The organism is Serratia sp. PL7 (assembly GCF_945957435.1).
The window spans coordinates 725,518-740,746 of sequence record NZ_CAMFLB010000002.1 but is presented as its reverse complement, the minus strand read 5'-3'; the positions used below and the strand labels follow the sequence as shown (position 1 = coordinate 740,746).

The 15,229-nt window shown below is 53.5% G+C and carries 10 protein-coding genes; 7 read left to right on the top strand and 3 right to left on the bottom strand.

Features of this window, described 5'->3' with window-relative positions; genetic code table 11:
- Positions 1–42: 42 nt before the first annotated feature.
- The 3 genes from pflB to ycaO form a co-directional block, all read right to left on the bottom strand.
- Positions 43–2,325 (bottom strand): formate C-acetyltransferase, encoded by a 2,283-nt coding sequence (gene pflB, locus N6G83_RS17895; protein WP_024484610.1) that lies wholly within the window; start codon positions 2,323–2,325, stop codon positions 43–45.
- Positions 2,326–2,385: 60 nt separating this feature from the next.
- Positions 2,386–3,246 (bottom strand): formate transporter FocA, encoded by an 861-nt coding sequence (gene focA, locus N6G83_RS17890; RefSeq protein WP_024484609.1) that lies wholly within the window; start codon positions 3,244–3,246, stop codon positions 2,386–2,388.
- A 449-nt stretch (positions 3,247–3,695) separates the two neighbouring features.
- On the bottom strand, positions 3,696–5,459 hold the full coding sequence (ycaO, locus tag N6G83_RS17885; RefSeq protein ID WP_211136145.1) for a 30S ribosomal protein S12 methylthiotransferase accessory factor YcaO: 1,764 nt from the start codon (positions 5,457–5,459) through the stop codon (positions 3,696–3,698).
- Positions 5,460–5,607: 148 nt separating this feature from the next.
- On the opposite strand from ycaO, the gene ansB reads away from it, so the two are divergent.
- From ansB to N6G83_RS17850, 7 genes are all read left to right on the top strand, one after another.
- Positions 5,608–6,654 (top strand): L-asparaginase 2, encoded by a 1,047-nt coding sequence (gene ansB / locus N6G83_RS17880; RefSeq protein WP_024529856.1) that lies wholly within the window; start codon positions 5,608–5,610, stop codon positions 6,652–6,654.
- A gap of 445 nt (positions 6,655–7,099) precedes the next feature.
- Positions 7,100–8,185, top strand: a complete 1,086-nt coding sequence (gene serC, locus N6G83_RS17875) for a 3-phosphoserine/phosphohydroxythreonine transaminase (protein ID WP_024529855.1) — start codon at positions 7,100–7,102, stop codon at positions 8,183–8,185.
- A 116-nt stretch (positions 8,186–8,301) separates the two neighbouring features.
- Positions 8,302–9,588 (top strand): 3-phosphoshikimate 1-carboxyvinyltransferase, encoded by a 1,287-nt coding sequence (gene aroA, locus N6G83_RS17870; protein WP_211136147.1) that lies wholly within the window; start codon positions 8,302–8,304, stop codon positions 9,586–9,588.
- 192 nt (positions 9,589–9,780) lie between these two features.
- The gene (gene cmk, locus N6G83_RS17865; protein WP_021804920.1) at positions 9,781–10,470 is read left to right on the top strand and encodes a (d)CMP kinase; all 690 of its coding nucleotides are present in this window, start codon (positions 9,781–9,783) and stop codon (positions 10,468–10,470) included.
- Positions 10,471–10,661: 191 nt separating this feature from the next.
- Entirely contained in the window at positions 10,662–12,338 is a 1,677-nt protein-coding gene (gene rpsA / locus N6G83_RS17860; protein ID WP_021804919.1) for a 30S ribosomal protein S1, read from the top strand.
- A gap of 62 nt (positions 12,339–12,400) precedes the next feature.
- Positions 12,401–12,685, top strand: coding sequence for an integration host factor subunit beta (ihfB, locus tag N6G83_RS17855; RefSeq protein WP_004928264.1), 285 nt, complete (start codon positions 12,401–12,403; stop codon positions 12,683–12,685).
- Positions 12,686–12,916: 231 nt separating this feature from the next.
- Entirely contained in the window at positions 12,917–15,205 is a 2,289-nt protein-coding gene (locus tag N6G83_RS17850) for a ComEC family protein (RefSeq protein WP_260524011.1), read from the top strand.
- The last annotated feature ends 24 nt before the right edge of the window (positions 15,206–15,229 follow it).

Below are 15,229 nucleotides of genomic sequence, written 5' to 3'. Positions count from 1 at the left end.
TGTTCTGCGGGGCAGAGCGATCCCGCCCCGGAGAAACCGCGATTAGATCGACTGGGTGAAAGTACGAGTAATCACGTCTTGTTGCTGTTCTTTGGTCAACGAGTTGAAGCGCACAGCGTAACCCGATACGCGGATGGTCAGCTGAGGATATTTCTCAGGGTTTTCCATCGCGTCCAGCAGCATTTCACGGTTCATCACGTTCACGTTCAGGTGCTGACCGCCTTCGATGGACGCTTCGTGGTGGAAGTAACCATCCATCAGACCCGCCAGGTTGGCTTTACGCACGTCGTCATCTTTACCCAACGCGTTAGGCACGATGGAGAAGGTGTAAGAGATACCATCTTTCGCATAGGCAAACGGCAGTTTGGCTACGGAGGTCAGAGAGGCTACAGCACCTTTCTGATCGCGGCCGTGCATTGGGTTGGCACCAGGACCAAATGGAGCGCCTGCACGACGACCATCTGGGGTGTTACCGGTTTTCTTACCATAAACCACGTTAGAGGTGATGGTCAGCACGGACTGAGTTGGTACCGCATTACGGTAGGTACGCAGTTTCTGAATTTTCTTCATGAAACGTTCTACCAGGTCACAAGCGATGTCATCTACGCGAGAATCGTTGTTACCGAACTGCGGATATTCACCTTCGATTTTGAAGTCGACAGCCAGGCCGTCTTCGTCACGGATGGTGGATACTTTGGCGTACTTGATGGCAGACAGGGAGTCGGCTGCTACGGACAGACCCGCGATACCACAAGCCATGGTGCGATAAACATCACGGTCATGCAGAGCCATCAGCGCAGCTTCATAGCTGTACTTGTCGTGCATGTAGTGAATGATGTTCAACGAGGTCACATACTGCTTGGCCAGCCAGTCCATGAAGTGGTCCATACGCTCCATGACTTTGTCATAGTCCAGCACGGTGTCCATCATTGGGGCTTCTTTCGGGCCAACCTGCATTTTCAGTTTTTCATCAACGCCGCCGTTGATTGCGTACAACATGGTTTTCGCCAGGTTGGCACGCGCACCGAAGAACTGCATTTGCTTACCGACAATCATCGGGCTGACGCAACAGGCGATGGCATAGTCATCGTTGTTGAAGTCTGGGCGCATCAGGTCGTCGTTTTCATACTGTACGGAGGAGGTGTCGATAGACACTTTCGCGGCGTATTTTTTGAAGTTCAACGGCAGTTTTTCAGACCACAGGATGGTCATGTTTGGCTCTGGAGATGGCCCCATGGTGTACAGCGTGTTCAGGAAGCGGAAGCTGTTTTTGGTTACCAGCGTACGACCATCAACACCCATACCTGCCAGAGATTCTGTTGCCCAGATTGGGTCACCAGAGAACAGCTCATCATACTCAGGGGTACGCAGGAAGCGAACCATACGCAGTTTCATAACCAGGTGGTCGATCAGTTCTTGCGCTTGCAGTTCGGTCAGTTTACCGGCCTTGATATCGCGCTCAATGAACACGTCCAGGAAGGTAGATACGCGGCCGAAGGACATGGCTGCACCGTTCTGGGATTTCACCGCGGCCAGGTAGCCGAAGTAGGTCCACTGTACGGCTTCTTGAGCGGTGCTGGCTGGGCCAGAAATGTCGTAGCCGTATTTGGCGGCCATTTCTTTAATCTGAGCCAGGGCACGGTGCTGTTCAGCAATTTCTTCGCGCAGCTGGATGGTCATTTCCAGATCTTCGCCATTTTCCAGACGGGTCTGCAGAGACTTGAACTGGTTCAGCTTGTCGGCCATCAGGAAGTCGATACCGTACAAAGCAACGCGACGGTAGTCACCGATGATACGGCCACGGCCATACGCATCTGGCAGACCGGTCAGCACGCCAGACTTACGGCAGTTCAGGATGTCTTTGGTGTAAACATCGAATACGCCCTGGTTGTGGGTTTTGCGGTATTCGGTGAACACTTTCTTCACTTGTGGATCCAGTTCACGGCCATAAACCTTGCATGAACCTTCAACCATCTTGATGCCGCCGAATGGGATCAGCGCGCGTTTCAGAGGAGCATCGGTCTGCAAACCAACGATGGTTTCCAGATCTTTGTTGATATAGCCCGCATCATGAGAAGTCACGGTGGAGACGACGTTGGTATCGAAATCAACTGGCGCATGGGTGCGGTTTTCCAGTTTGATCCCTTCCATAACCTTGTCCCACAGAGTGGTAGTGGCTTGACTTGCGCCAGCCAGGAAGGATTCATCACCCTCGTAAGGAGTGTAGTTTTTCTGGATGAAGTCACGTACGTTGACTTCTTTCTGCCAGTCACCTTCGCTGAAACCTTGCCAAGCGGTCGCTAACTTCTCGTTAAGTTCGGTCATTATACACCTACCTTCTAATGTGGATTTCTTTGTAAACCCGGCGCCGTGCCAGCCAACAGATTAGTGATTCTGTTTGCCGCCACGCAGATAAATTACCCAGTAAGTCAACCCAACCAGAAGACCACCGCCAATAATGTTACCGATGGTGACGGGGATCAGGTTGTCGATGATAAAGTTGCTTACGGTCAGATGAGCGAATTGCTCGGGTGCTGCCCCCACGGCTTGCCAAAACTCTGGCGTGGCAAAGTGCTTAACCACTATACCCATAGGGATCATAAACATGTTGGCGATACTGTGCTCAAAGCCGCTGGCGACGAACATGGCTACCGGCAGGATCATGGCGAACATCTTGTCCATCAGGCTGCGGCCGGAGTAGCTCATCCAGACGGCCAGGCAAACCATCAGGTTAGCCAGGATACCCAGACAGACGGCTTCTATAAAGGTGTGGTGCAGTTTATGGTCGGCGGTTTGCAATACGTTCAAACCCCACAGGCCATTGGCTGCCATATACTCGCCTGAGAACCAGATCAGCGCAACGAAGAACAGGGCACCAATCAGGTTGCCAATATAGACGTTTAACCAGTTAAGAGCCAGTTGCCCCCAGGTAATACGCCCGCTGGCTTTGGCAATCACGGTCAGTACGGTGGAGGTAAACAGGTCCGCTCCGCAGACGACGACCAGCATTAACCCCATGGAGAAGCAGATACCACCCACCAGCTTGGCGAGGCCGAAAGGAATGGCGGCGGTGCCGGTGGTCGCTGTGATATAAAAAACAAAGGCGATAGAAATGAACACACCTGCGGTGATCGCTAAATAAAAAGTCGTCAGCGGATGCTTGGTGGCTTTATAAACCCCCGCATCCTCGGCAACTTTCGCCATCGCGGCAGGTAACAGCATATCGAAGGGGTTGTCAGCTCTCACACTAACTCTCGCTCTTAAGGGTTATTACAACACACTGAGATACTAGCAAAGCAGTATAGGGTAAAAATTGACTTGGATCATAACGCGCGGAAGTAAAACGGCTTAAAACCGCAAAATTAGTAGGGTCTATTGACTTATATTATTGAATTTTATGCAAAAAATATTTTTTAATGTTTGCAAAAAATTTTGAAGTTAACGCTGTTTTGGGGTGCGGAGAGTTAAATTTTTGTACTTATTGTCGCTTTTTGATGAATAAGCATTAATTGATGGTTAATTAATATTTCACGCTGACGTAACAATTGGCGATTTAATTATCCTGTTGGCTGATAAGTGCGCTTTTGATAAAAACATTCAACGCCAAGGTTTGCCTGTTTTTTGATCGGCAACCGAATCAAGGCTGCTTCTTTGGGAGTAACGCCGGTAAGGTTCTACCGGCGTATCAATCAGGCTTAAGCCTGCGCCCAGTGACGGCGTTTGGCCGTTTGCAGCTTTTCGTAAGCCGCCAACAGCGCTTGATGGGCCGGCAGGGCTTTCAATTCACTGTCGATGGCAAACAGGCCGTTGAAGCGCTCTTCGCCGCTCATGGCCGCAGAGGCCGCGTCAACCGCATCCTGACCATACATCTTCACGAAGGCCGTGTGATATTGGGCTGGGTCGCGTTCTGGCTCCAACGCCAACAGCAGCAGTGTCTGCAGGCAACGATAGTAGTTGCTGCGCTCCGGGGTAAACAGCGAGGCGTTGAACTCCTGCGTCCACTCGGCCCAGATCAGTGCCTGCTCGAGATCGCCACCGGCCAATGCCAGCATGGATTTCAGTTCGCCAACGCGCAGGGTGTACCAGGCGTTGTCTTTACCAGAGGCAATGCCCAGCAATTCACGTACGCGGGTGAAATCGTCCAACCCTTCATCATCCAACTGCTGGATCAGAGCCAGGTATTCTTCTGTCTCCCATTCGCTGCCCGGCAGTTGCAGCAGGGTTTCACGCAGGTGCGCGCCCATGCTGTTGTTTGCCAATAGCAGGTCCTCTGCCGGATAGATGTCGGACATCCCCGGTACGATGATGCGGCAGGCGTACACGTCCAGGTGCTCGTAATCGGCGATGTACACTTCGGCATCTTCTTTATTAAAGATGCTCATCAGGGTGGCGAACTCTTCCTGCGTGCTGCCGCTGAAACTCCAGTCGACAAACGGATAGTCGGCATCCTGTTTGAACATATCCCAGGAGATCAGACCGCTGGAATCGATGAAGTGAGTTTCCAGGTTGGCGTGCTCGGCCACTTCTTCGTCGTCGAAGGTTGGGGCGGTAAACACATCCAGATCTTTCAAGCCGCGGCCTTGCAGCAGTTCGGTAACGGTACGCTCCAGCGCGACTCCGAAATCGGGGTGAGCGCCAAAGGAAGCAAAGCAGGTGCCGTTGGCGGGGTTGAACAACACCACGCAGATCACCGGATAGTTGCCACCTAACGAGGCATCATAAGAGAGGATCGGGAAGCCTTCGGCCTCCAGCTTGACGATCGCCTCAACCACGTCAGGATAGCGGTTCAGCACTTCGCTCGGGATTTCCGGCAGGCTGATGGACTCGGCGATGATGCGGTTTTTCACATAACGCTCGAACACCTCGGAGAGACCCTGAACCCGCGCTTCGTTGGCGGTATTGCCAGCGGACATGCCGTTGGACACATACAGGTTGCCGATGATGTTCATTGGAATATAAACGGTCTGCTGATCCGATTGGCGGGTGAATGGCAGGGCGCAGATGCCACGATCGCTATTGCCAGACTGCAGATCGATCAGATCGCTGGCAGTCAATTCCTGCTCTGGATCGTAGAAGGCGTGGGTACGCTCATCCAGGATACCTTGTGGCAACGAGTTGTCAGCCGGGATCGGGAACCATTTCTCATTGGGATAGTGAACGAAATCGCCTTCGGCAATCTGTTGACCCAAATAGAAATCGGCGAAGAAATAGTTGGTCGACAGGCGCTCGAAATATTCGCCCAGCGCGGACGCCAGCGCGGCCTTCTTGCTGGCACCCTTACCGTTGGTGAAGCACAGCGGGCAATCGCGATCGCGGATATGCACTGACCAGACGTGTGGCACCGGATTCAGCCAGGAGGCTTCTTCGATATTGAAACCCAGATCGGTTAATTTCTGCTGAAAACGGGCGATGGAGTCTTCCAGCGCAGCGTCTTTGCCAGGAATAAAAGTTTGCGTCATTGTCTTCACTTATGTGGCGTACTAAAAACGCGCAATGATACGGGGTTTTGTTCCCAAGCTCCACGTATTCCTAAAGCCGATCAGATGTCACAGTAATTATGTGGATAAAGACGATAATTCAGCGGGTTATCAATAACGGAGAAACGTAATGAAATCAGTGAAACTCAGCGTGTTGGCACTACTGTTAGCCGGGGTTTGCGGCTCGGCACTGGCGTTACCTAATATCACCTTGCTGGCCACCGGCGGTACTATCGCTGGCGGTGGCGACTCGGCCACCAAGTCCAACTACACCGCAGGTAAACTGGGCGTAGAGGCATTGGTGGATGCAGTGCCAGAGTTGAAAAAGGTTGCCAACGTCCAGGGCGAGCAGGTGGTCAACATCGGTTCCCAGGATATGAATGACGAAGTCTGGCTCAAGCTGGTCAAGAAGATTAATGCGGACTGCGCCAAAACCGATGGCTTCGTGATCACTCACGGTACCGACACGCTGGAGGAGACTGCCTATTTCCTGGATCTCACCGTCAAGTGCGATAAGCCGGTAGTGATTGTAGGGGCGATGCGCCCGGCAACGGCCATGAGTGCCGATGGCCCATTTAACTTGTATAACGCCGTTGTCACAGCCGCTGACCCTCAATCGGCCAAGCGTGGTGTGCTGGTGGTGATGAATGATACGGTGCTTGATGGCCGCGACGTAACCAAAACCAATACCACCGGCGTACAGACTTTCCAGTCGCCTAACTTTGGCCCGCTGGGGTATATCCATAACGGCAAAATCGACTACCAACGTTCGCCACAGCGCAAGCACACCAGCGAAACGCCGTTTAACGTCGACCAGATGAGTACGCTGCCGACGGTCGGTATTATCTATAACTACGCCAACGCATCGGATGCGCCCGCCAAGGCGCTGATCGCCGAAGGTTATCAAGGGATTGTCAGCGCCGGGGTGGGTAACGGCAACCTGTATAAAACCGTGTTTGATACGTTGGCCACGGCGGCCCATAACGGCGTAGCGGTAGTGCGTTCTTCCCGCGTGCCTACCGGCTCCACCACCGAAGATGCGGAAGTGGATGATACTAAACTCGGTTTTGTGGCAGCCGGAACGCTGAATCCGCAAAAAGCGAGAATTTTGCTGCAGCTGGCATTAACTCAAACCAAAGACGCCAAACAGATCCAGGCGATGTTTAATCAGTATTGATCCCTGACTCAAGTGGGGGCGTAATGCCCCCATTTTCCCCGCCCTGACTATGCTGTAGGAAATCTTTTTTCGCAGGAACGATTTCATGCAGGTATTTGATAGCCAAAGAATGGCATTTGACGAGACGATGGTGATGTACGTTTTTTCACCTGGTTGATGAATGGTTCGCGGCCCTGGCCCATAGCCGTGTTAGCTGAATACAGCACAAAAAACCGCGTTAACCCGCTGAATACCCCAGTGTCACAGCGTTTTATGGCATAAATAAACTCTGAGGCCGCAGAGCCTGTTATTTGCGGTCTCGCCAGTTTCCCACCCTTGGAACAATAAGCATTGCAGCCGGGTTACGTGAGTGATAAAACCGATAGAGTTGGTTAACATCAGCGTTAACTTCGGGCATATGTCGAAAGCCGGTTTTTACGGCGCACAGTGAATGTGGTGAGGGGAAATGACTCAGGTTTATAATTTTAGCTCAGGCCCGGCGATGCTGCCGGTTGAAGTGTTGCGTCGTGCGGAACAAGAACTGTGCAACTGGCACGGTCTTGGCACTTCGGTGATGGAAATCAGCCATCGCAGTAAAGAATTCATCGCCGTCGCCGAACAGTCCGAACAGGATCTGCGCGATCTGCTGAAAGTCCCCGCCAACTATAAAGTGCTGTTCTGCCACGGTGGTGCCCGCGCGCAATTCGCCGCGCTGCCACTGAACCTGTTGGGTGATAACACCACTGCCGACTATATCGATGGCGGTTACTGGGCGCACAGCGCAATCACCGAAGCGGAAAAATACTGCCAGCCGAAGGTGATCGACGTTAAAACCACCGTTGACGGCTTAAGCGGCATCAAGCCGATGAAAGAGTGGCAACTGAGCGATAACGCGGCTTACGTGCACTATTGCCCGAACGAAACCATCGACGGTGTGGCTATCGATGAAACGCCAGACTTTGGCGATAAAGTGGTGATTGGCGATTACTCTTCGACCATCCTTTCCCGCCCGTTGGACGTTAGCCGTTTCGGCGTTATCTATGCGGGCGCACAGAAAAATATTGGACCGGCTGGCCTGACGCTGGTGATCGTGCGTGATGATCTGCTGGGTAAAGCACGCCGTGAAGTCCCGTCGATCCTGGATTACACCGTGTTGGCAGAAAATGACTCGATGTTCAATACGCCGCCAACCTTCGCCTGGTATCTGTCTGGCCTGGTCTTCAAATGGCTGAAAGAGCAGGGCGGCCTGGTGGAAATGCAAAAGCGCAACCAGGCCAAGGCCGAGTTGCTGTATAGCACTATCGATCAGTCGGACTTCTACCGTAGCCGCGTGGCCATTGCCAACCGCTCCTGGATGAACGTGCCGTTCCAACTGGCCGATCCTGCGCTGGATAAAGTGTTCCTGAGTGAAGCAGAAGCCATTGGCCTGCAGGCGCTGAAGGGCCACCGCGTAGTAGGCGGCATGCGTGCTTCCATCTATAATGCGATGCCGCTGGCGGGCGTGAAGACCCTGACCGACTTTATGGTCGACTTTGAACGCCGCCATGGCTGATTGCCACCGCCCGCATTGAACGGGCGGTCGTACCGCTGTTGTCCTTTTGCATTAAAGCGGCTCCGGCATTATCCCGGGGCCGTTTCGTTTATCAGATTCTGGAGAGTTTTGTTCACATGGTGGATTCCCTGACGTTACAACCGGTTGCTTTGGTCGATGGCACCGTCAACTTACCCGGCTCCAAGAGCGTATCCAATCGGGCTTTGCTACTGGCTGCGCTGGCGCGGGGAACGACCCGGCTGACCAACCTGCTGGACAGCGACGACGTGCGTCATATGCTGAATGCCTTGCAAGCGCTGGGGGTGAGTTACCAACTCTCCGACGATCGCACCACCTGTTCCGTTGAGGGCAACGCAGGCCCGTTGGTTGCCACGCAGCCGTTGGAGCTGTTCCTCGGTAATGCCGGTACGGCAATGCGTCCATTAGCGGCGGCGCTGTGCCTGGGAGAGGGCGACGTGGTGTTGACCGGCGAACCGCGCATGAAAGAGCGCCCGATTGGCCATCTGGTGGATGCCTTACGCCAGGGCGGAGCGCAAATTGATTATCTTGAACAAACCGATTATCCACCTGTGCGCCTGCGTGGCGGTTTCCGTGGCGGCGACGTCAGCGTTGACGGCAGCGTATCCAGCCAGTTTCTGACCGCCTTGCTGATGATGGCACCGTTGGCGGCCCAAGACACCGCTATCCATATTTTGGGTGAGCTGGTTTCCAAGCCTTATATCGATATTACTCTGCACCTGATGAGTACTTTCGGCGTTGAAGTCACGCACGACAACTATCGCGTGTTCCATATCCGTGGGCAGCAGACTTACCGATCGCCAGGCGACTATCTGGTGGAGGGCGATGCCTCTTCGGCATCCTATTTCCTGGCCGCTGCGGCGATTAAGGGCGGCACCGTGCGTGTTACCGGTATCGGTAAGAAAAGCGTGCAGGGCGATACCAAATTTGCCGACGTGCTGGAAAAAATGGGCGCGCGCATCACCTGGGGCGATGACTTTATCGAGTGTAGCCGCGGCGAGCTCAAAGGCATCGATATGGACATGAACCACATTCCAGATGCGGCGATGACCATTGCCACCACCGCGCTGTTCGCGACCGGGCCGACCACCATCCGCAATATCTACAACTGGCGGGTAAAAGAAACCGACCGTCTGGCGGCGATGGCAACAGAACTGCGTAAAGTTGGCGCCGAGGTTGATGAAGGTGAGGATTATATTCACGTCGTGCCGCCAAGCAAGCTGCAGTTTGTCGAGATTGGTACCTACAACGATCACCGCATGGCGATGTGCTTCTCGCTGGTGGCGCTCTCCGATACACCGGTGACCATTCTGGATCCGAAGTGTACCGCCAAGACCTTCCCAGACTATTTTGAGCAGTTGGCGCGTATCAGCCAGTTGGCCTAATATTCTCCATATCCGTTATCGATGGGCCTCGTTTGAGGCCTTTTTTACGCATTGGTGGCCATCTTTTCGGCAATCAGACAGTTCGCGGTAACAGTAAACTTCACAGGCGCGTATAATACGCCCCCGAATCTGCTCCTACTTGGGCAGAGAGCAGGCGTGTTCCTGTGAGGTTTCTACCTGAAGGAGAGAGAAATGACGGCTACAGTTCCGGTGATAACCGTTGATGGACCAAGTGGTGCAGGCAAAGGCACGTTGTGCAAGGCGCTGGCAGAATCCCTTGGTTGGCGTTTGCTGGATTCCGGCGCGATTTATCGCGTACTGGCCCTGGCAGCGTTGCACCATCAGGTGGATATCACCTCTGAAGAGGCGTTAGTCCCCTTGGCCGCCCATCTCGACGTCCGCTTTGTTGCTCAGGACGGCAAGCTGCAGGTTATTTTGGAAGGTGAGGACGTCAGTAATGAGATCCGCACCGAAACCGTTGGCAATACGGCTTCGCAAACGGCCGCATTCCCACGGGTTCGTGAGGCGCTGCTGCGCCGCCAACGCGCATTTCGCGAGGCCCCGGGCCTGATCGCCGATGGCCGTGACATGGGTACGGTAGTGTTCCCGGATGCGCCGGTTAAAATTTTCCTTGACGCCAGTTCCGAAGAGCGTGCGCATCGTCGCATGCTACAGTTGCAGGAAAAGGGCTTTAATGTTAACTTTGAACGTCTTTTAGCCGAGATAAAGGAACGGGATGACCGTGACCGTAATCGGGCTATTGCGCCACTGGTACCGGCTCTCGATGCCCTCGTGTTGGATTCTACCAGCATGTCGATCGAGGAAGTGATCCAGCGGGCGTTGGCATATGCACATGAAGTTTTGGCGTTGCCGCAGCAATAAGCGCGGCGGCGTTTTTAGCTTTTTGTTATATTTGTCATCGTACTGCATAGCAGTAACTGAATATATCGGGTAAAATTTTACCCCTGTAACCTAAACCTTGTCGGCAGGAAGCCAATGGCAAGGTATGTGAAACAACCCCATTCGGCGGGACGCTAAATGGACGTTAAACTATAGAACCCTGAAGATTAAACATGACTGAATCTTTCGCTCAACTCTTTGAAGAATCCCTGAAAACAATCGAAACCCGTCCGGGTTCCATCGTTCGTGGTGTTGTTGTTGCTATCGATAAAGATGTCGTACTGGTTGACGCCGGTCTGAAATCTGAATCTGCCATCCCGGCTGAGCAATTCAAAAACGCCCAGGGCGAGCTGGAAATCCAGGTTGGTGACGAAGTTGACGTTGCGCTGGACGCTGTTGAAGATGGCTTCGGTGAAACTCTGCTGTCCCGTGAGAAAGCTAAGCGTCACGAAGCTTGGATCACGCTGGAAAAAGCTTACGAAGAAGCTGAAACTGTCGTCGGTGTTATCAACGGCAAAGTTAAGGGTGGCTTCACTGTAGAGCTGAACGGTATTCGTGCGTTCCTGCCAGGTTCCCTGGTTGACGTGCGTCCAGTTCGCGACACTCTGCACCTGGAAGGCAAAGAGCTTGAGTTCAAAGTCATCAAGCTGGATCAGAAGCGCAACAACGTTGTTGTTTCTCGTCGTGCAGTAATCGAATCTGAAAACAGCGCAGAGCGCGATCAACTGCTGGAAAACCTGCAGGAAGGCATGGAAGTTAAAGGTATCGTTAAGAACCTCACTGACTACGGTGCATTCGTGGATCTGGGCGGCGTTGACGGCCTGCTGCACATCACTGACATGGCTTGGAAACGCGTTAAGCACCCAAGCGAAATTGTCAACGTGGGCGACGAAATCACTGTCAAGGTGCTGAAGTTCGACCGCGAGCGTACTCGTGTATCTCTGGGCCTGAAGCAACTGGGCGAAGATCCATGGGTTGCTATCGCTAAACGTTACCCAGAAGGCACCAAGCTGACTGGCCGTGTTACCAACCTGACTGATTACGGCTGCTTCGTGGAAATCGAAGAAGGCGTTGAAGGTCTGGTACACGTTTCTGAAATGGATTGGACCAACAAAAACATCCATCCGTCCAAAGTTGTTAACGTGGGCGATGTAGTGGAAGTGATGGTTCTGGACATCGATGAAGAGCGTCGTCGTATCTCCCTGGGCCTGAAGCAGTGCAAAAACAACCCATGGCAGCAGTTCGCAGAAACCCACAACAAGGGCGACCGCGTTGAAGGTAAAATCAAGTCTATCACTGACTTCGGTATCTTCATCGGCCTGGACGGCGGCATCGACGGCCTGGTTCACCTGTCTGACATCTCCTGGAACGTTGCAGGCGAAGAAGCAGTTCGTGAATACAAGAAAGGCGACGAAATCGCAGCTGTGGTTCTGCAAGTTGACGCAGAGCGCGAGCGTATCTCCCTGGGCGTGAAGCAACTGGCTGAAGATCCGTTCAATAACTACCTGTCTATGAACAAGAAAGGTACTATTGTTACTGGTAAAGTCACTGCAGTTGACGCCAAAGGTGCTACAGTTGAATTAGCAGGCGGCGTAGAAGGTTACCTGCGTGCTTCTGAAGCCTCTCGCGACCGTATTGAAGACGCAACTCTGGTTCTGAACGTTGGTGACGAAGTTGAAGCTAAATTCACTGGCGTTGACCGTAAGAACCGCGTTGTAAGCCTGTCCGTCCGTGCGAAGGACGAAGCTGACGAGAAAGATGCAATTGCTACGGTTAACAACACCAAGCCGGAAGAAAGCAACTTCTCTAACGCTATGGCTGAAGCCTTCAAAGCGGCTAAAGGCGAGTAATGACGGGGGGCGGTTTTTGACCGCCCCGATACGGTAGTTTAGCTGCAAAGCTTGGAGGAACTATGACCAAGTCTGAACTTATTGAAAGACTTGCTGGCCAGCAATCTCATATTCCGGCGAAGGCCGTTGAGGATGCAGTGAAAGAGATGCTCGAACACATGGCAGCTACGCTAGCCGAGGGTGAGCGCATCGAGATCCGCGGATTCGGCAGTTTTTCTCTTCACTACCGTGCTCCGCGCGTCGGCCGTAACCCTAAAACGGGTGATAAAGTTGAGTTGGACGGCAAGTACGTTCCTCACTTCAAGCCAGGTAAAGAGTTACGTGACCGTGCCAATATCTATGGCTAGTCGCTGACCACCCATAGTGTTGTTGCTTGTAAAGAATATAAAACGGTGCCTTAGGGTGCCGTTTTTTTTCGCCTGTAAAACCTTCCATGCCTGCCAAAATTTGCGCTCCGTTACGCAGCTTTTCCTGCAAATGCCCAATAGCCAACCGATTGTTTACGACCTCCTTTCCTGAGTAGCAACCTGCAACTGGTGGTTATCCGTCTGAGAAGTCACATTTGTTGCAGGATAAACTTGGCAAGGAGCGCGGAAATCAGGATCTCACTGGATAGGGCCGCCATCGCTTTGGTGATGGGGATGCTGCCAATACTGTTTTTGCACCACTTACCGTCGTGGCCTTTATTGATGGGGCTAGCCGTCGCGGCTTTGTGGCTATGGCGATATAAACCGAATCCATGGAGTCAGACACTGTGCTGCTGCCTGCTGGGTTTTATCTACGCCACCGGCAGTGCCAGCCTGTTGATGCAGCAAGTCGCAACGTTGACGACCAGCGGCGATAAAACCGTGATTGCTTCCGTGCGTAGCATTTGGCTGAACGGGGCTGAAACGCCACAGGTGCAACTGCGTATCGAGCAGGTGAGTGGGCACTGGCTGGTGCCTGCGTTGTCCTTTACGGCAAACTGGCGCGGCGAAAAGCCCTGTGCAGGGCAACGTTGGGCGATGAAGGTTCGCTTTCGCCCGGTACACAGCAGCTTGAATGAAGGGGGCTTTGACGGGCAGCGTTGGGCCATTGCTAATCGGCAACCGCTACGTGGCTTTATACGTACCGCAACGGCACTGGATAAGGGCTGCAACTGGCGCCAGCAGATTGTCAAACGGATGGATCAATCGCTGGTGCCGCTGACGCAACGGCCGGTGTTGCTGGCGCTGGCGTTTGGCGAACGGACGCTGATGAGTAATGAGCTGCGTGGGCAACTGATGAAAACCGGTGTGGCCCACCTGATGGCGATTTCTGGCCTGCATATCTCGCTGGCCGCCGCCTTTGCCTGGGGGCTGGCGCGTGGCGTGCTGTTTTTATTGCCTGCGCGATATATCGGCTACCGTTTGCCGCTGATCGTCAGTTGGTTGATGGCGCTGTGCTATGTGTGGCTGGCAGGTGGGCAACCTCCGGCAATGAGGGCCTTTATTGCCTTGTCTCTGTGGCTCTGGTTGCGCCTCAAAGGCGTTTCCTGCACTTCCTGGCAAATCTGGCTGTGGTGTATCAGCCTGCTGTTGCTGTGCGATCCTATGTCGGTGCTTTCGGACAGCTTCTGGCTCTCTGCCCTGGCGGTTTCGGCCTTAATCTTTTGGTTTGAATGGGCGCCGTTGCCCAGGCGCTTCAGCACTTCTTGGGGCTGGGCACCTCTGCGTTGGCTACACATGCAACTAGGGATGACGCTGTTGCTGATGCCGTTACAATTTGGCCTGTTTCATGGCTTGAGCTGGACATCGTTACCCGCCAACCTTTGGGCTGTACCGATCGTTTCTCTGCTGTCGGTTCCGTTGATATTGTTGGCATTGATGCTGTTTTTTATTCCGCCGGTAAGCCACTGGTGTTGGCAATTGGCCGATCTTACCGTCAGTTGGGCCTTATGGCCGCTACCTGGGCTCGAGCAAGGGTGGCTACAGGTTGGGGCTGCCTTGCTGCAATTCAGCGTTCTTGGCTGGTTAGCCGTGGTTTGCTGGCGGTTCCGCTGGTGGTATCACTTTCCTGTTGGTTGTGCCGTTGTGGTGTTAGGTTGCCTGTTCTGGCGGGAAAGAACGGCAGATTATCGCTGGCGGGTCGATATGATCGACGTGGGGCACGGCCTGGCGGTAGTGATCGAGCGGGAAGGAAAGGCCGTCATCTTTGATACGGGCAACCGCTGGCAAGCCTCCAGCACGGCAGAGCGTAATATTTTGCCATTCCTGCGCTGGCGGCAGATTTCGCTGGAGCAAATCATTATCAGCCATAGCCATCTGGATCATATCGGCGGGTTACCGATACTAGCAGCGGTGTTTCCACAGGCCAGCGTGCGTACGCCGATCGTTAACGTAGGCCACCTGCCTTGCGTACAAGGGCAACGGTGGGTATGGCGAGAGCTAAACTTTCAGGTGTTGTGGCCACCAGCACGGGTGGATTATGCCGCTAACGATGACTCCTGCGTAGTGCGTGTCGATGATGGCAAGTTCAGCCTGTTGCTGACGGGTGATATTGAACGCCGGGCCGAACAGGCGCTGCTGAAACAACGTGCGAATTTACCTAGTACTATCCTTCAGGTGCCTCATCACGGCAGCAAGACATCTTCAACGCCGCCATTTTTGCGTGCCGTTGCCCCCGAGCTGGCGTTTGCCTCGGCATCCCGCTATAACGCGTGGCGGTTACCGGCAGCAAAAATAGTCAAACGCTATCGGGAAAATCACATTCCTTGGCGTGATACGGCCCGCTCAGGGCAGCTCAGCGTGTTTTTTTATCGTCATGATTGGCAAGTTAAAGGCTTTCGCGAACAACTAAATCCACGTTGGTATCATCAGCGGTTTGGCGTTGAGGGGGATAATGAGTAGAATGGGCCGCTATTTCTTCCGATG